Genomic DNA, 16,519 nt, shown 5'->3' on the forward strand with positions numbered 1-16,519 from the left:
TGCGCTCAGGTCGCGCGCAGCAGCCGCGAGATCTCGTCGGCGGTCGCGCGCAGACGGGTCAGCAGCGGGCCGCGCAGCGACGCGAGGTCGTGGCGCGACGCGGCGACGGCGATGTTGATGGCAGCAGCGGGTTTCGCGTCGCGCCCGAACACGGGCACCGAGACCGAGCGCAGGCCGGCCGCGACCTCCTCGTCCTGCAGCGCGTAGCCCTGCTCGCGGATCACGGCGAGGCGCTCGCGCAGCTGGTCGAGCGAGGCCGCGGCGTTGGGTCCGGCATCCGCTCCGAAATCGTGGCCCGCCAGCGTCGCCGCGAGCTCGGCGTCGCTGAGGTAGGCGAGCAGCAGCTTGCCCATCGACGTGTACGCGGCGGGCAGCGTCGAGCCCACCTGGATGTTCGCGGTGACGAGATCGGAGTTGCGCAGTCGCGCGAGGTACAGCACCTGGTCGCCGACGAGCACGCCGAGGTTCACGGTCTCGCCGGACTCCTCGGCGAGGTGGCGCAGCGGCTGCTCGCTGAGCTGGACGAGGCTGGATCCGCGCAGCGCCGCGGATCCGAGAAGGAGCACGGCGACGCCGGGACGGATGCTGCCGTCGGGCAGGCGCTCGAGGTAGCCGCCCTCTTCGAGCGTCGCGACGACGCGGAAGGCGGTCGGCATGGGGATGCCCGTGCGATCGCAGATCTCGCGCAGCTTGAGCGAGGTCACCGACTCGTCGAACAGTCGCAGGACGTCGAGGCCTTTCGCGAGGGCCTCGATGCGGTAGCGACTGTGGGCCTTGTCGCCGTCCCCGGTGGCGGGCGACTCGTCCGGTGCTTTCATCGTGTGAAACCGTATCTTCTGGTCAGGGCTGCTGCAATGTCACGGGCGCACGCGGAAGACGCGCAGCTGCAATGCGAGCGTGGCGTAGTAGCCGACGAGCACCGTCAGCTCGAACACGACCTCGGGGCCGAGGGCGACGGATGCCGCGTGCCAGGCGTCGTCGTCGAGGTCTCCCTCGAGCAGCTGCTGGGCGGCAGCCGCCACGGCGGCCTCGTCGCCGGCGAACGACGTGGTGTCGCCGGCGCGCAGAGCGGCGAGTTCGGAGGACGTGAGCCCCGCCGCGGTCCCGACGGCCTCGTGCGCCTCTCGCTCGAACTCGCTGTCCCACCGTGCGGCGACGAGCAGGATCGCGATCTCCCGGGCGCGGGAGCTGAGCGCACCGCGGTACCGGATCGCCGCGCCGACGTCCTGCAGCGCGCCGCCGAGCTCGGGCGCCAAGAGGAAGGCGTTGAAGGGACCGCGCAGCGAGCCGTCGGCGCGCGTCAGCGCGAAGTGCTGCGGGCCCTGGGCGCGCGGCCCGCCGGTGATGGCGTCGTACAGGTCGCGCTGCGCGCCGGCAAGGGCGTCGGGTGGGAACGGGGGCAGGCGCTCGGTCATCGGGCTCCTTCATTTGACGGACCGCTCGGATCAGCATACATTCGGTAGACGAAACTCACTTTCATTCAATGAACTCACCTGAGAGAAGTGTCATGGCCGACACCCTTCCCGTCACGGACGTCGAACTCACCGCGGCGGAGCACGACTTCCGCCTGCGCGTCTATCCCGCTCCGCAGCCCGACGGCACCGTGCTCGTCTGGCTCCACGGCGGCGCCTTCATGTTCGGCGACATCGACATGCCCGAGGCCGACGAGACGGCGAGGCAGCTCGCCCGCCGCGGTACGACCGTCGTCTCGCTGGACTACACGCTCGCCCCGACCGATGCGATCGCGGCGCTGCCCGCGCCCGAACCGGTCGAGGGGATGCCGTCCCCCGAAGAGCTCATCGCGTCGTTCGGTGGCGACCGGGCACGGGCGCCGTATCCGGTCGCGTCGCTCCAGGCCGTCGCCGCGTTCGAATGGGCGCGCGCTCATGCGGCGGAGTTCGGCGGGCGGGCGGATGCCGTGGCCATCGGCGGTGCGAGCGCCGGAGGCAATCTCGCAGCCGGCGCGGCACTGCGGCTGCGCGACCGGGGCGGCGCGGGTCTGCTGGCGCAGGTGCTCGTGTACCCGGTGCTGCACGCGGTGCTCCCCGAGGCGGACGACGAGCTTGCGGCGATCCTCGCGCAGCAGCCGCCCGCGCTGCGGTTCCCGCCGGAGGCGACGCGCGCGATCAACGCGAACTACCTCGGCGGCGCGTCGCCCGACGAGCTCTACGCGTTCCCCGGCGGGCACGATGTGCGCGGAGCGGCGCCGGCGCTCATCGTGGCCAGCGAGGGCGACGAGCTGCGACCGTCGGCCGAGGCGTACGTCGGGGATCTCGCCCGCAGCGGCGTCGACGTCGAGTACGTCAAGGAGCGCGGCGCGATCCACGGATACCTGAACGTGGTCGGCGACGTCACCGCCGCACGCACCGCCGACCGCATCTCGCGCTTCCTGAACGAGCGCGCCGCCGGGGCGAACGCATGAACCACGACTGGCTCGGGCTCGCCGGATCGCGCGTGCTCGTCGCGGGAGGCGGCGGCATCGGCGGGGCGTGTGCGCTCGCGTATGCGGGTGCCGGGGCATCCGTCGCCGTCGTCGACCGGGATCAGCCCGCGCTCGACGCGATCGGCGCGGAGCTCGCGGCGACCGGCTCGCGCTTCGAGCTGATCCAGGCGGATCTCACCGAGCACGGCGCGGGGGAGCGCGTGGTGGCCGACGTCGTCGAACGGCTCGGTGGGCTCGATGTGCTGCTGCACGCCGTCGGGGTCAACGACCGCCGCCCGATCCTCGAGTTCACCGAGGACGAGTGGGACCACATCCTCCGCGTGAACCTCTCGTCGCTGTTCGGGCTCGCCCAGGCCGCGGGGCGGCACATGGTCGGCCAGGGGCACGGTCGCGTGCTCGCGCTGTCGAGCGTCTCGGGGCTCCTCGCGCACCACTCGCACGGTCCGTACGCCGCGTCCAAGGGCGGCATCAACCAGCTGCTGCGCGTCATGGCGCGCGAGTGGGCGTCTGCAGGGGTCACCGTCAACGCGCTCGCCCCCGGGTACATCGAGACGCCGCTCACCGCGGGTCACCTGTCCAAGCCCGGCAAGCGCGAGGAGCTGGAGAGCCTCGTCCCCGCCGGCCGGCTCGGCACGCCGGACGAGCTCACCGGTCCGGCGCTCTTCCTGTCCTCACGTCATGCCGGATTCGTCACCGGCCATGTCATGTACATCGACGGCGGACGCACGCTCGTCTGACAACTGCCGGTCCCCGAGCACATCGAGGGACGGAACGAAGGAGACACCAATGACCGACCCGCAGATCTTTCCGCGCTTCGCCGGCAAGACCGTGCTCGTCACCGGCGCCGGCACCGGCTTCGGCGCCGAGATCGCCGTCCGCGCCGCACAGGAGGGCGCGAAGGTCGCCGTGCACTACCGCTCGTCGAAGGCGGGGGCCGAGGCGACGCTGCAGCGCATCCGCGAGGCGGGCAGCGACGGCATCCTCGTCCAGGCCGACATCGGCTCGTGGGACCAGATCAAGCGCATGGCCGACGAGGTGTGGGCGGCCTTCGGGACTCTCGACGTCCTCGTGAACAACGTCGGCGACGTCTCGAGCGAGCAGATGAACTGGGACGAGCTCACGCAGGAGGCCCTCGACGCGGTCATCGACATCGACGTCAAGGGGACGCTCCTCATGACCCACGAGTTCGGCGAGCGGATGTTGCACCAGGGGCACGGCAACATCGTCCAGGTCGGCTCGACCGTGATCGTGCGGGGCTCCGCGCGCGCACCGCAGTACGCGGCCGCGAAGTACGCCATCCTCGGCATCACGAAGTCCTACGCCAAGGCGTTCGCCCCCGCGGTGCGCGTCAACACCTTCGCGCCGGGATTCATGGAGACCGAGCGGCTGCTGAACCGCGAGGACTGGAAGAACGGCCGCCGCGAGGTGCTGCTCTCGCAGACGCCGATGGGCGTCATCCCGCCGCCCGAGTTCGTCACCGGCGCCTGCCTGTGGCTCGCGACCGACGAGGCAGCCCATCTGACCGGCGGCTACATGCTCGCCGACGGCGGATTCAACATGGTCGGCGCCTGAGCCCGGACCGCTCGGTCGTTGAGCGAGCGCCAGCGAGACGAAACGCAAGAACCAAGGAGACAAGAACAATGAAGCTCATCACCTTCGACGGCGGCCGCGTGGGCCGTCTGGAACTCGAGGAGGGCGTCGTCATCGAGCTCGACGTGCCCTCGACCCGCGAGTACTTCGAGCGCGGCGGCAACGTCACCGAGACCGGCGAGCGTCTCGCCTTCGCCGACGTGAAGCTCGAGGCCCCCATCCGCCCGAAGAAGTTCTTCCACACCGCCGGCAACTTCGCCGACCACCACAACGAGCTGACCGCCGTGGACTGGTCGCACCCGGTGCACAAGGGCATCGTGTTCTTCCAGAACGTCGACGCGATCATCGGCCCGGACGACGACATCGTGTACCCCGATCACCTGACCAAGGAGATGGACTACGAGCTCGAGCTGGCGATCGTGATCGGCAAGTCGGGCAAGTTCTTCGGCCCCGACGAGGCCGACGACTACATCGCGGGCTTCACGGTGTTCAACGACATCTCCGCGCGCGACATCCAGCGCAAGGAGATGGAGTCCGGCGTCTTCTCGTTCTCGAAGGCCATCGACACCTTCTGCCCCATCGGCCCGTGGATCGTCACGCGCGACGAGGTGCCCGACATGCACGAGCTGCCGATGCAGCTGCGGGTGAACGGCGAAGTGCGTCAGCAGGGCAACACCAACCAGACCCGCATCAAGTTCCCGCACCTGGTGGCGTACCACTCGCCGCAGACCTACACCGCCGGCGACCTCATCACGACCGGCACCATCTCGGGCGTCGCCGCCGTGCAGCCGAATCCGTTCGACTTCTACCTCAAGCCCGGTGACGAGATCGAGGCCGAGATCACCGGCATCGGCACTCTCCGCAACCGGGTGATCAGCTGGGAGGACCGCTACGGCGAGCCCGCGCCGCAGCGGGTCGACTGGTGAGGGTCGTCCGGTGAAGATCGCGAACCTCGCCGGCCGTGCCGTCATCGTCGTCCCTTCGACGAGCTCAGGGCGAGTGGCCGCGATCGACGTCGCCACGGCATCCGGGGGACGCTTCGGCCCCGATCCCCAGGCGCTGTTCGACGACTGGCCGGCGTTCGCCCGGTGGGCGTCGACGGTGACGGCGGATGCCGGGGTCCCGGCATCCGTCTTCTTCGACGAAGCCGCGCTCGGCGCGCCCGTGCCGCGCCCGCGGCAGGTGTTCGCGATCGGCCTGAACTACGCCGAGCACGCCGCCGAGGCGGGCTACCCGCCGGACGCGCTGCCCGTCACCTTCACCAAGTTCCCGTCGTCGATCGTCGGGCAGGATGCCGCGGTAGAACTGCCCGAGGGCAACGTGGACTGGGAGGTCGAGCTCGTCGTCGTCATCGGGCGCGGGGCGCACAAGGTCGATCGCGAGAGCGCCTGGGATCACGTCGCCGGGCTGACCATCGGCCAGGATCTCTCGGAGCGCATCACCCAGCTGCAGGGTTCGGCGCCGCAGTTCAGTCTCGGCAAGTCGTTCCCCGGCTTCGGGCCGACCGGGCCGTGGCTGGTGACCCCCGACGAGTTCGCCGAGCGCGACGACCTCGCCATCTCGTGCCGCCTGTCGGACGAGACGATGCAGTCCTCTCGGACGTCGATGATGCTCTACGACGTGCCCGAGCTGCTCGTACGGCTCTCGGCCGTCTGCCCACTGCTGCCCGGCGACATCATCTTCTCGGGCACGCCGGCCGGCATCGGCAACCGCCGCACACCGCCGCGGTTCCTCACGCCCGACGACGTGCTGGTGAGCCAGATCGAGGGCATCGGCACGCTCACCACGCGGTTCAGTGCCTCGGGATCCCGGTCGCTGAGCTGAGCCCCCGGTCGTTGAGCGAGCGAGGAACGAGCGAGACGAAACGCCTCGATCGCACGAACGACCTCGTGTACTGCGTTTCGTCTCGGTCGCTGGCGCTCCCTCGCTCAACGACCGGAGCTGGTCGAAGCGCCCCCCACCGCCCGGCCGTTCGAGCCTGTCGAGGCGCCCGACACCTTGCGAGGAACCATGACCCCGTACGACCTGCGCGTCGAGTACCTGCACGCGCCGATCGGCGTCGGTGCCCGAGAGCCCCGATTCTCGTGGCTCGTCGACCACGTCCAGGACGCCTTCGAGCTGGAGGTGTCCACCGGCGGACGCGTCATCTGGGCGAGCGGTCCGGTGAACGGCCCGAACGGCGGACTCGTCGCCTACGCGGGGGAGCGGCTCGCCTCGAACAGCGCCTGCCGATGGCGGGTGCGCAGCAGGTCGTCCGAGGGCGAGTGGTCGGAGTGGGCGGCGTCGACGTTCGAGATGTCGCTCCTGGATCCCGCTGACTGGTCGGCGGCATGGGTCGAACCCGCGCAGCAGCAGGCCGTCGTCGAACGGTGGAGCATCGTGGACTGGGTCCGAGGGCTCGGCCCCGAGGCGCCGCCCGAGGAGCGGCTGCGGCCGCCGCAGCTGCTGCGCCAGCGGTTCGAGGTCGGCCCCGGCGTGGTGCGTGCGCGGCTGTTCGCCACCGCTCGCGGCGTGTACTCGGCGTTCGTCAACGGCCGCCGCGCCGATGATCACGTCCTCGCGCCGGGCTTCGACAGCTACGAGCACCGCATCTCGTTCTCGTCGTCCGATGTGACGGCGGCCCTGACCGAGGGCGACAACGTGCTCGGCATTGCGCTGGCCGACGGCTGGTGGGCCGGCCGCATCGGTCTCACCGGCTCGAGCGCGCAGTTCGGTTCCCGCACGTCGGCGATCTGGCAGCTGCACATCGACTACGCCGACGGTACGACGCAGGTCGTGGCATCCGGCTCCGACGTGCGCAGTGCGACCGGGCCCTGGGCGTACGCCGACCTGTTCGTCGGCGAGCGGTTCGACCGCCGCGCCGAGCCGGTGGGATGGCGCAGTCCCGGATTCGACGACGGCGAATGGATGCCGGTGGCCGAGGCCGGCGCCGACCACCGGCTTCTCGTGCCCTTCCGCGGCGAGCCCATTGGCCGCGTGCTCGAGGTGGCGCCCGTCGCACTGGTCGAGACCGCGGACGGCACGATCGTGGACTTCGGTCAGGTGCTGGTCGGACGGCTGCGGGTGCGGCTGCGCGACACGGCGCCCGGGCAGGAGATCGTGCTCGAGCACACCGAGACGCTCGCCGCCGACGGCTCCTGGTTCGCGAACATCGTCGGCATCAACAAGGAGCAGACCGATGTCTACGTCGCCGCGGGCGGCCTCGGCGAAGGCGGTCGAGAGGGCACCGAAGAGTGGGAGCCGGAGTTCACGTTCCACGGCTTCCGGTACGCGAGGATCAGCGGACTGGCGTCCACGCTCGTCGCCGAGGACGTCGTCGCCGTGGTGCTGGCCAGCGATCTGGAGCAGACCGGCTCCTTCGCGTCATCCGATCTCCGCCTGAACCGCCTGCACGAGAACGTGGTGTGGAGTCAGCGCGGCAACTTCCTCTCGGTGCCCACCGACTGCCCGCAGCGGGAACGGGCCGGGTGGACCGGAGACATCCAGGCATTCGTCGGCACCGCGACCGACAACGCGCAGGTCGTTCCGTTCCTCTCGCGCTGGCTCGACAACCTGCGCGCCGATCAGCTGCCCGACGGGCGGATCCCGATCTTCTCGCCGCGCTCGCCGTTCGACGCGGAGGCGGCGGCCGCGGCGCAGGGCATCGGCTCGATCGTCGCCGCGGCCGGCTGGAGCGACGCCATCGCGATCGTGCCGTGGACCCTCTATGAGCGCACCGGCGACCGCCGCGTGCTCGAGGAGAACTACGACGCGATGCTGCGGTGGATCGAGTTCCAGCGCACGACCGCCGCGGCGGAGCTGCCCGAGTCGCTCGCCGGCACCGATCTGGCGGACGAGCGCCGGCGCGCGCAGTCGCTGCTCTACAACACCGGCCTGCATTTCGGCGACTGGCTGACCCCGAGCACGATGGAAGGCCGCCCGACGCACGAGGCCATCGGCATCGCCCCCGCGCTCACGAGCGAGTACCTCGCGCCGATGTTCCAGGCGCGGACGCTGACGCTCGCCGCGCAGGTGGCGGCGGTTCTCGGGCGGGACGCCGATGCCGCAGCCTGCGCCGCGCGGGCGGCCGAGGTGCGCGCGGCCTTCGCCGCCGAGTACGTCGATGTCGACGGCGACCTCCCGGTGCGTCTGCAGGGGGTGTACGTCCTCGCGCTCGCCTTCGACATGGTCCCGCCCGAGCTACGTGCCCGTACGGCGGCGCGGCTCGTGGAGCTCATCCGCGAGCGGGGGAACCGGCTCGACACCGGGTTCCTCTCCACGCCGTACCTGCTCGACGTGCTGTGCGACAACGGATACTCCGACATCGCGCGGACGCTGCTGTGGCAGTCCGAGATGCCGTCATGGCTCTACGAGGTCGACCGCGGCGCGACGACGATCTGGGAGGCGTGGGATGCGATCTCGCCGGACGGCGAGATCCGGCCCATGTCTTTCAACCACTACGCGCCGGGCAGCGTCGACGACTGGCTGTACCGCCGGGTCGTCGGCATCCGCTCCACCTCGCCCGGCTACCGCACCGCGGTGGTCGAGCCCGATTTCGATGCGGGCGTCGACGCGGTGCGCGCCCATGTCGGCACGCCGTTCGGGCGGCTGGGCGCGGAGTGGACGCGCACGGCGGGCGCGGCTGGCGCGGCTGGAGGGGCAGCGGGGGCGGCGAGCGGAGGGATCGTGGTCACCGTCACCGTCACCGTCACCGTCGACGTGCCGTTCGGGGTGGCAGCGCATCTCGTCGTCGGCGGTCACATAGTCGCGCTCGAGTCGGGGCGCAGCACCCACGTGATCGGGCTCGGCGGACGGTGACGCCGCCGGCGGTCGCCCATCCGACGACGCGAGCGGGTCGCGGTGCGACAGATATGAACCACGCCGAGCCTCAGCGCACGCCGCGCATCAGCTTCAGCACGGGCCTCACCGAGGCGAGCAGCGCGAGGCCCAGGAGGATCGCGATGACGCCGAGGATCGTGAAGTACGGCACCTCGTTCGTCGGGTCGTAGAACTGCGCGAGCCAGCCGGCGATCGCGGTGCCGAGAGCGACCGACAGGAAGTACAGCGCCACCATCTGCGTGTGGAAACGCTCGGGGGCGAGCTTGGTCGTCACCGACAGGCCCGGGGGAGAGATGAACAGCTCGGCGATCGTGAACACGAGCAGGATCAGCACGATGGCCAGCAGCGGCGTGGAGTTGGGGGCGCCGTTCGCCCACGGGAGGAACAGCAGGAACGCGATACCCATGATCATCGCGCCGAGGGAGAACTTCACCGGCGCCGACGGTGCCCTGTTCCCCAGCTTCGTCCAGATCGCGGCGAACACCCCGGACAGGATGATCACGAAGATCGGGTTGATGGAGTTCACCCACGACACTGGCATCTCCCAGCCGAAGATCGAGCGATTGAGACGCTGGTCGGAGTAGATCGTCAGGACGGTGAACTGCTGCTGGTACAGCGACCAGAACCCCACGTTGACGATGAACAGCGGGATGAACCCGATCACGCGCGACCGCTCGTCGCCGCTGATGTGGCGCGACGCGATGATGACGCAGAAATACGCGATCGCCGCTGCGAGCGTGACGAGGATCACGACGCCCGCGAGGTTGTCGGCGCGGATGACGCCGGTGAGCACGAGCACGACGAGGACCAGCAGACCGGCGATGCCGATGCCGATCGCCATGCCCCTGCGGTTCGCGGGGAGCGGATTCGCGACGACGCGCGACGAGGCCGGCAGCTGCTTGCGCCCGAACGAGTACTGGATGAGGCCGATCGCCATGCCGACCGCGGCGGCCGCGAAGCCCCAGTGGAAGCCCACGTTGCTCTGCAGGAACCCCGTGACGATGGGCCCCAGGAACGCGCCGAGATTTATGCCGAGGTAGAACAGCGAGAAGCCGGCGTCGCGTCGCGGGTCCTTGGGGGAGTACAGCGTCCCGACCACGGCGGTGGCGTTGGCCTTGAGTCCGCCCGAGCCGATCGCGACCAGGACCAGCCCGACGCCGAGGCCCCACACGTTCGGAAGCACGGCGAGGGCGATGTGACCGGCCATGATGACCCACGCGCTGAAGAACAGCACGCGCTCCGAGCCCAGCAGGCGGTCGGCGACCCACGCGCCGAGGATCGTCGACAGGTAGACGGTGCCGCCGTACGCGCCCACGATGCCGGTGGCCGTCGCCTCGGGGATGCCGAGCCCGCCCTCCGCGACGGAGTAGTACATGTAGATGAGCAGGATGCCCTGCATGCCGTAGAAGCTGAACCGCTCCCACATCTCCACGCCGAAGATGTGCGCGAGCGACCACGGCTGACCGAAGAACCTCGTGTCGTGGTCTGCGCCGTCCTCCGTGCCTGTGGTGCCGGCGGCGTCGGTCCCGCTCGCGGCAGCCACCGTGCCGGTCCTCGTCGCATCGGCCGCGGCGGTCGCGCCGTCGGGTGGGCCGACCGGAACCTGTTCGGGCTTGCGCTCGCCCCGCGCCGGCTCGTCACCCTGAAAGCCCTGATCCCGCCCGCTCATCGTCTGCTCCCGTCGCCCCCGGTTTGACCGTCAGGCTAGCGATGGCGCACGCACGGGCGAAAGCCCCCGACCCGCGACCCCTAGTCTGAGCGCAGACTCAGAGGACGGCGCAGACATGCGGATCGGCATCATCGGCGGGGGGGCAGCCGGTCTCGCGACCGCGTGGCTGCTGGAGCAGGATCACGACGTCACGCTCTTCGAGAAGGACGATCGGCTCGGCGGTCACGCGCACACCGTCGACATCGACGTCGGGGGCCGGCCGCTCAGCGTCGATGCCGGGTTCCAATTCTTCGCCCGCAGCGCGGCGTATACCACCTTCAACCGCCTGCTCGACGCCCTCGATGTGCCCCGCACGACCTACCCGGCGACCCTCACCGTCTCTCGCGCCGACGGCACCCGGCCGGTCGTGATGCCGCCCTTCCGGCGAGGCCGCCCGGTCTGGTCGTCGCTCACTCCGCGCGCGATCATGCACCTCCTGCGGTTCCGTGCGTTCCTGTCCGGCATCCCCGCGTTCCTCGCTCAGCACGACACCATGCTGACGATCGCGGAGTACGTCGAGCGCAAGCATCTGCCAAGGTCGTTCGTCGATGATTTCCTGTTCCCGCTGCTGCTCGCGTTCTGGTGCGTCGACCTCGCCGACTTCCGCCGCTTCGCCGCCTACAACGCGCTGTACTATCTGGGCGCCAATCTCCCGCGGGGACTGCGGCCGCCCGATCAGAGCGAGATCCCCGGCGGACTCCGCGTCTATATCGACGCCCTGGTCCGCTCACTCGCGCGGGTGGACCTGCGCACCGGCGCGGCCGTCGAGTCGGTCGCACGGGATGCCGACGGCTCGCTGCTCGTCGGCGCGGCCGGCGTGCGGCATCCGTTCGACCATCTCGTCCTGGCGTGCGATGCGCGCCAGGCGCACGACCTGCTCGTGCCCCTCCCCGAGCTCGCGGACATGACGCAGCAGCTCTCGAGGTTCGGCTTCTTCGACACGACGATCGCGATCCACGGGGACCGGCGGCTCATGCCGCGCGACGAGGCCGCGTGGTCGGTCGTGAACGTGCGTGCGGATGACGCGCACAGCTCGCTGTCGATCTGGAGCCCCGCGCGCGGCATCCCGGTCCTCAAGAGCTGGGTGACCTACGACGCCGAGCTGCCGCAGCCCCTTTACGCCACCGCGACCTACCGGCACGGCCTGATCGACACGGCGTACTTCGACGCGCAGCGGAGGCTGCGGCCCCTGCAGGCGCGACACGGCGTCTCGCTCGCCGGGCTCTACACCGCGGATGCCGATTCCCACGAGAGCGCGATCCTGTCGGCCGTCGCCGTCGCCGAGCGTCTGGTCCCGGACTCGCCGCGTCTCGCCCTGCTGCGAGGGTGACTCCGGGCCGCCTCACTCGCGGAGGGACGGATGCCGCTCCTCGGGCGCGTGATGACGCGGGATGAACAATGCCACCACGAGGGCGACGATCGCGGCGGCCCCGCCGAGGATCAGCGACAGCGTGAAGCCGGTCGTCGTCGGGACCGGTACCCCCTCGAAGTCGACGGTGTACGTGGCGAGCACCGCGCCGATCACCGCGGCCGCGGTGCTGGTGCCGAGCGACCGGAACAGCGCATTGAGACCGTTCGACGCGCCGGTCTCGCTCTGCGGCACGGAGCGCATGATGAGCATCGGCATCGAGGCATACCCGAAGCCGATGCCGGCGCCGATGAGGATGTTCGCGACGAGGATGTGCCACACCTCGGAGGAGAACAGCAGCGTGAACCCGTACGCGGCGATCAGTGAGAGCGCGCCGAGCAGCAGCAGGAGCTTGGGACCGGTGCGGAACGCGATGCGACCGGCGATCGGCGAGAGCAGCATCATGACGATCCCCGAAGGCATGACGATCAGGCTCGCGACCAGCAGCGACAGCCCGAACCCGGCGCCGGTCGCGACCGGCAGCTCGAGCATCTGCGGGTACACGACGTTCGAGGCGAAGAGCGAGAACCCCATCGCCACCGAGGCGATGTTCGTGAGCAGCACGGCGGGCCGGGCGGCGACCCGCAGGTCGAGCAGCGGCTCGTCGATGCGCAGCTCGAACCATCCCCACAGCAGCAGCACGACCAGACCGCCGAGTCCGCACACCAGCACCGCCGGCGATCCCCAGCCCCATTCGTTGCCACGCGAGATCGCCAGCAGGATGCCGATGAGCCCGACGGCGAGTCCGGCGGCGCCGACATAGTCGAACCGGCCGGCGGTGCGCAGGACGCTCACCGGCACGATCCAGAGGACGAGGGCGAACACGACGACGCCGAGACCTGCGGCCATCCAGAACAGCAGATGCCAGTCGCTGCGCTCGGTGATCAGCGCGCTGATCGGCAGGCCGAGCGCGCCGCCGACGCCGAGCGTCGCGCTCATGAAGGCGATCGCGGAGTCGACACGGTCCTCGTGCAGCACGTCGCGCATGATCGAGATGCCGAGCGGCACGACGCCGACGATGGCGCCCTGGAGCGTGCGCCCCACGATGATCCCGACGATGCCCGGCGACAGCGCCGCGACGACGGAGCCCGCGACCATCACCGCGACGAGCACGAGCACGATGCGGCGCTTGCCGTACATGTCGCCGAGGCGCCCCGAGATCGGGGTGATCACGGCCGCGGCGAGCAGCGTCGAGGTGACGACCCACGCGGTGTCCTCGCGGCTGGAGTTCAGCAGCTCCGGCAGCTTCGACTGGATGGGCACCATGAGGGTGAACATGAACGACGAGCACAGGCCCGCGACCGCCAGCACGGCGACGATGGCGCCCTGACGCGGCATCCGGGTGAGTCTTCTTCTCGCGTCCTCGTCACCCGTGCCCATCACTTCAGGCTATCGGCGCTGCAGGTACGCGGGCTCCGCGGGTGCGCGCTGACGGCACGCGGCTCCGCGGGTGCAGACTGGGCACATGGCCGAGACCGCGACGCCGCCCGGCATCGACATCCGTCCGCTCGACACCGTCGAGGAGGTCCACCGCGCCTCCGACGTGCTGGCCGAGGTGTGGGGCGGCGACCGCGGGGGCATGCCGCCGAACCTGCTGCGCGCCCTCGCGCACTCCGGCAATTACGCGGTCGGCCTCTACGACGGCGATCTCATGGTGGGGGCGTCCGTCGCGTTCTTCGCGGCTCCGGCGGCGCGCTCGATGCACAGCCACATCACCGGCGTGCTGCCCGGCCACCAGTCGCAGGGTCTCGGCCGGGTGCTCAAGCAGCACCAGCGCGAGTGGGCGCTCGCGCGCGACGTCGGTCACATCACGTGGACGTTCGACCCGCTGGTCGCCCGCAACGCCCACTTCAACCTGCGGGTGCTCGGCACGCGGGTCACCGAGTACCTCGTGAACCACTACGGACCCATGGACGACGGGGTCAACCGCGGCGACGCGACCGACCGCATCATGGTGTCGTGGGCGCTCGCCGCGCCGCCGGTGCCCACCCCCGACGACGAGCAGGTGGTCGCGTCGGTCGAGATCCCTCACGACATCGAGACCCTGCGCCGCGAGACACCGGTGGATGCCGCGGTCTGGCGCTCGCACGTGCGGGATCAGCTCGTCGGCCACCTCGCCGACGGCCTCGTGATCGGCGGCTTCGACGACGCGCGCGGCTACCTGCTCGTCCCTGGTCGTTGAGTGAGCGAGCGCGGCCCCCGATCCCCGGTCGTTGAGCGAGCGCGGACCTCGATTCCCGGTCGTTGAGCGAGCGCGGACCTCGATTCCCGGTCGTTGAGCGAGCGCGGACCTCGATTCCCGGTCGTTGAGCGAGCGCGGACCTCGATCCCCGGTCGTTGAGCGAGCGAGCGCCAGCGAGCGAGACGAAACGCCTCGAGCACGCCGAAGACGTTTCGTCGCCCTTCGCTCGCTCAACGACCGGGTGGCTCCTTGGTCGGATCGCCGGGACGCACGTCGGCGTCGTCGCGGATGTCGATCCGCGTGATGCCGTCGTGGTGCGTCACGTCGATCCGCGGGTCGGCGTCGGACTCGACGGCATCCGGCGCGGACGTGAGCTGGTCACGCCGCTTCTCGTCGTCGGTCATGCCGGTGGAGTCGGTCTCGTCGTGGTCGTTCATGGTCATCCTCTCCGCCACTCGTCGCTCTTCAGATGCGAGCCGGCCTGCGGGCCCATCTGCAGCATCCCGCCGTCGACGGTCCAGCTCGCCCCCGTCACGTAGCTCGCCTGCGGCGAGGCGAGGAACGCCACCACCGCCGCGATCTCCTCGGGCCTTCCCGGCCGACCCAGCGGGATGCCGGGGCGACGGGTGTGCTCGGCGTCCTCGGGATCCTGGTTCGTGAGCGGCGTCGCGATCTCACCCGGAGCCACCGCGTTGACGGTGATCGCGTGCTCGCCGAGCTCCTGGGCCATCGTTTCGATGAGGCCGCCGAGGCCGTGCTTGGCGGCGACGTACGCCGCCGATCCGACCCGCGGCTGCGTCTCGTGCACGCTCGTGATCGCCACCAGGCGACCGCCGCGACCGCCGCGTACCAGGTGGCGAGCGGCAGCTTGAAGGCCGGCGAAGGCGCCGTCGAGGTTGAGGGCGACGATCTGACGCCAGTCCTCGATCGAGAGGTCCAGGAACGGACCGCCCGAGCCGCCGCCGGCATTGTTGACGAACACGTCGAGCCCGCCGAGGCGCTCGACGAGGCCGTCGATCGTGCCGGCGACATCGTCGAGGGCGGTCGCGTCGAACCGCGTCACCTCGGCCCGGCGCCCGCGTTCGCGCACGCCGTCGGCCGTGCGCTCGGCGCCCTCCTCGTCGCTGTGCCACGTGATGCCGACGTCCAGTCCGGCATCCGCGAGTGCCAGTGCGGTCGCCTGCCCGATGCCCGAGTCCGAGGCGGTCACGATCGCGTGCCGCGGCGCGAAGTCGAAGGTGTCCATGGGCCCGACGCTACGAGGCGGGATCCGCTCGGGGCACGGGGTTGCGTGCTCCGTGCGGCCCCGCTAGACGCGCGTACCGGTTCGGCCGAAATCCGACGGACGATGGCGGTTCCGGCCGGCGGTCGCCGGATGCCGCAACCCTAGGCTGATCCGCATGCCCGAGTACCGCGCGCACTTCGACTTCGACATCAGCTTCGCCAACCGCGGGGGTCTCGCCGGGACGGGGTTCCGGCTCGACCTGCCGACCGCCGACGCCACGGAGGATGAGATCGCGCGCCTGCTGGTCGCGCATCTCGGGCTCGCGCTCGTGGACGAGGTGTCGCTGCGCGGACTGCGCGTCGTCGAGGAGCCGCATCGCGGCAGCCGCGGCGTGGAGCAGGCGGTGGATGCCGCTGCCTCTGCCGGCCGCGTCGTCGACCTCAGCCACCCGATCCGCGCCGGGCTGGTGACCTACCCCGGGCTGCCCGCGCCGACGATCACGCCGCACCTCACCCGCGAGGACTCGCGCGCCCGCTACGCGCCCGGCACCGAGTTCGCGATGGACGTCATCCACATGATCGGCAACACCGGCACCTACCTCGACTCGCCGTTCCATCGGTACGCCGACGGCAGCGACCTGGCGGGCCTCGACCTGGCGTCGCTGGTCGGCCTCCGCGCGGAGGTCTTCCACCTCGAGGACGCGTGGGACGGCTCACGGCGCGGCATCCGTTCGGCCACGCTCGCCGATCGCGACGTGCGCGGCGCCGCCGTGCTGCTGCACACCGGATGGGACCGCTGGTTCGGTCGCCCGGAGTACGGCGTCGGCGCGCCGTTCCTGACGGGCGAGGCCGCGCAGTGGCTCATCGACGCCGGTGCGGTGCTGGTGGGGATCGACTCGCTCAACATCGACGACACCGAGTCGGGCGGCGAGCGGCCCGCGCACAGCCTGCTGCTCGATGCGGGCGTGCATGTCGTCGAGCACCTCACGCACCTCGGCGAGCTGCCACCGCGCGGCGCGCGTTTCACGGCGGCGCCGCCCGCCGTCGAGGGCTTCGGCACGTTCCCCGTGCGCGCCTTCGCCGAGATCCCCGCCTGACGCGGCGCGGCAGAGGCGGCGACGGCATCCGTCCCCCCACCGCAGCCCG

General features: G+C 70.8%; 15 protein-coding genes. 9 read left to right on the top strand and 6 right to left on the bottom strand.

Features of this window, described 5'->3' with window-relative positions; translation table 11 throughout:
- Positions 1-5: 5 nt before the first annotated feature.
- Both ACI3KX_RS07860 and ACI3KX_RS07865 read right to left on the bottom strand, forming a co-directional pair.
- Positions 6-818: an IclR family transcriptional regulator gene (locus tag ACI3KX_RS07860; RefSeq protein ID WP_363355318.1), complete on the bottom strand. Its 813-nt coding sequence runs from the start codon at positions 816-818 to the stop codon at positions 6-8.
- A gap of 39 nt (positions 819-857) precedes the next feature.
- Positions 858-1,415 (bottom strand): carboxymuconolactone decarboxylase family protein, encoded by a 558-nt coding sequence (locus ACI3KX_RS07865; RefSeq protein ID WP_363355316.1) that lies wholly within the window; start codon positions 1,413-1,415, stop codon positions 858-860.
- Positions 1,416-1,507: 92 nt separating this feature from the next.
- Here ACI3KX_RS07865 and ACI3KX_RS07870 point away from each other — a divergent pair, with 92 nt between their 5' ends.
- From ACI3KX_RS07870 to ACI3KX_RS07895, 6 genes are all read left to right on the top strand, one after another.
- Positions 1,508-2,422, top strand: a complete 915-nt coding sequence (locus tag ACI3KX_RS07870; RefSeq protein ID WP_363355314.1) for an alpha/beta hydrolase fold domain-containing protein — start codon at positions 1,508-1,510, stop codon at positions 2,420-2,422.
- On the top strand, positions 2,419-3,180 hold the full coding sequence (locus ACI3KX_RS07875; protein WP_404909304.1) for an SDR family NAD(P)-dependent oxidoreductase: 762 nt from the start codon (positions 2,419-2,421) through the stop codon (positions 3,178-3,180). Before ACI3KX_RS07870 ends, ACI3KX_RS07875 begins: the two co-directional genes overlap by 4 nt.
- A gap of 49 nt (positions 3,181-3,229) precedes the next feature.
- Entirely contained in the window at positions 3,230-4,015 is a 786-nt protein-coding gene (locus ACI3KX_RS07880) for an SDR family NAD(P)-dependent oxidoreductase (protein ID WP_404909305.1), read from the top strand.
- A 68-nt stretch (positions 4,016-4,083) separates the two neighbouring features.
- On the top strand, positions 4,084-4,959 hold the full coding sequence (locus tag ACI3KX_RS07885) for a fumarylacetoacetate hydrolase family protein (RefSeq protein WP_404909306.1): 876 nt from the start codon (positions 4,084-4,086) through the stop codon (positions 4,957-4,959).
- Between the two features lie 10 nt (positions 4,960-4,969).
- The gene (locus tag ACI3KX_RS07890) at positions 4,970-5,857 is read left to right on the top strand and encodes a fumarylacetoacetate hydrolase family protein (protein ID WP_404909307.1); all 888 of its coding nucleotides are present in this window, start codon (positions 4,970-4,972) and stop codon (positions 5,855-5,857) included.
- A gap of 186 nt (positions 5,858-6,043) precedes the next feature.
- Positions 6,044-8,830 carry a family 78 glycoside hydrolase catalytic domain gene (locus ACI3KX_RS07895; RefSeq protein ID WP_404909308.1) on the top strand — a complete coding sequence of 929 codons (2,787 nt, stop codon included), beginning with the start codon at positions 6,044-6,046 and terminating at the stop codon, positions 8,828-8,830.
- A gap of 70 nt (positions 8,831-8,900) precedes the next feature.
- Here the strand turns inward: ACI3KX_RS07895 and ACI3KX_RS07900 are convergent, their stop codons facing one another.
- Entirely contained in the window at positions 8,901-10,520 is a 1,620-nt protein-coding gene (locus tag ACI3KX_RS07900; RefSeq protein WP_363355302.1) for a peptide MFS transporter, read from the bottom strand.
- Between the two features lie 115 nt (positions 10,521-10,635).
- Between ACI3KX_RS07900 and ACI3KX_RS07905 the strand changes: the two genes are divergently transcribed.
- The gene (locus ACI3KX_RS07905) at positions 10,636-11,889 is read left to right on the top strand and encodes an FAD-dependent oxidoreductase (RefSeq protein ID WP_404909309.1); all 1,254 of its coding nucleotides are present in this window, start codon (positions 10,636-10,638) and stop codon (positions 11,887-11,889) included.
- Between the two features lie 12 nt (positions 11,890-11,901).
- On the opposite strand, the gene ACI3KX_RS07910 is transcribed toward ACI3KX_RS07905, so the two are convergent.
- Positions 11,902-13,305, bottom strand: a complete 1,404-nt coding sequence (locus ACI3KX_RS07910) for an MFS transporter (RefSeq protein ID WP_363355298.1) — start codon at positions 13,303-13,305, stop codon at positions 11,902-11,904.
- A 127-nt stretch (positions 13,306-13,432) separates the two neighbouring features.
- On the opposite strand from ACI3KX_RS07910, the gene ACI3KX_RS07915 reads away from it, so the two are divergent.
- The gene (locus tag ACI3KX_RS07915) at positions 13,433-14,149 is read left to right on the top strand and encodes a GNAT family N-acetyltransferase (RefSeq protein ID WP_363355296.1); all 717 of its coding nucleotides are present in this window, start codon (positions 13,433-13,435) and stop codon (positions 14,147-14,149) included.
- A gap of 230 nt (positions 14,150-14,379) precedes the next feature.
- Here the strand turns inward: ACI3KX_RS07915 and ACI3KX_RS07920 are convergent, their stop codons facing one another.
- Together ACI3KX_RS07920 and ACI3KX_RS07925 are read right to left on the bottom strand one after the other, a co-directional pair.
- Positions 14,380-14,586 (bottom strand): hypothetical protein, encoded by a 207-nt coding sequence (locus ACI3KX_RS07920; RefSeq protein WP_363355294.1) that lies wholly within the window; start codon positions 14,584-14,586, stop codon positions 14,380-14,382.
- 2 nt (positions 14,587-14,588) lie between these two features.
- Positions 14,589-15,395 (bottom strand): SDR family oxidoreductase, encoded by an 807-nt coding sequence (locus tag ACI3KX_RS07925; RefSeq protein WP_404909310.1) that lies wholly within the window; start codon positions 15,393-15,395, stop codon positions 14,589-14,591.
- A 154-nt stretch (positions 15,396-15,549) separates the two neighbouring features.
- Between ACI3KX_RS07925 and ACI3KX_RS07930 the strand changes: the two genes are divergently transcribed.
- Positions 15,550-16,470: a cyclase family protein gene (locus ACI3KX_RS07930; protein WP_404909311.1), complete on the top strand. Its 921-nt coding sequence runs from the start codon at positions 15,550-15,552 to the stop codon at positions 16,468-16,470.
- The last annotated feature ends 49 nt before the right edge of the window (positions 16,471-16,519 follow it).

The organism is Microbacterium sp. ZW CA_36 (assembly GCF_044987475.1).
GTDB lineage: Bacteria > Actinomycetota > Actinomycetes > Actinomycetales > Microbacteriaceae > Microbacterium.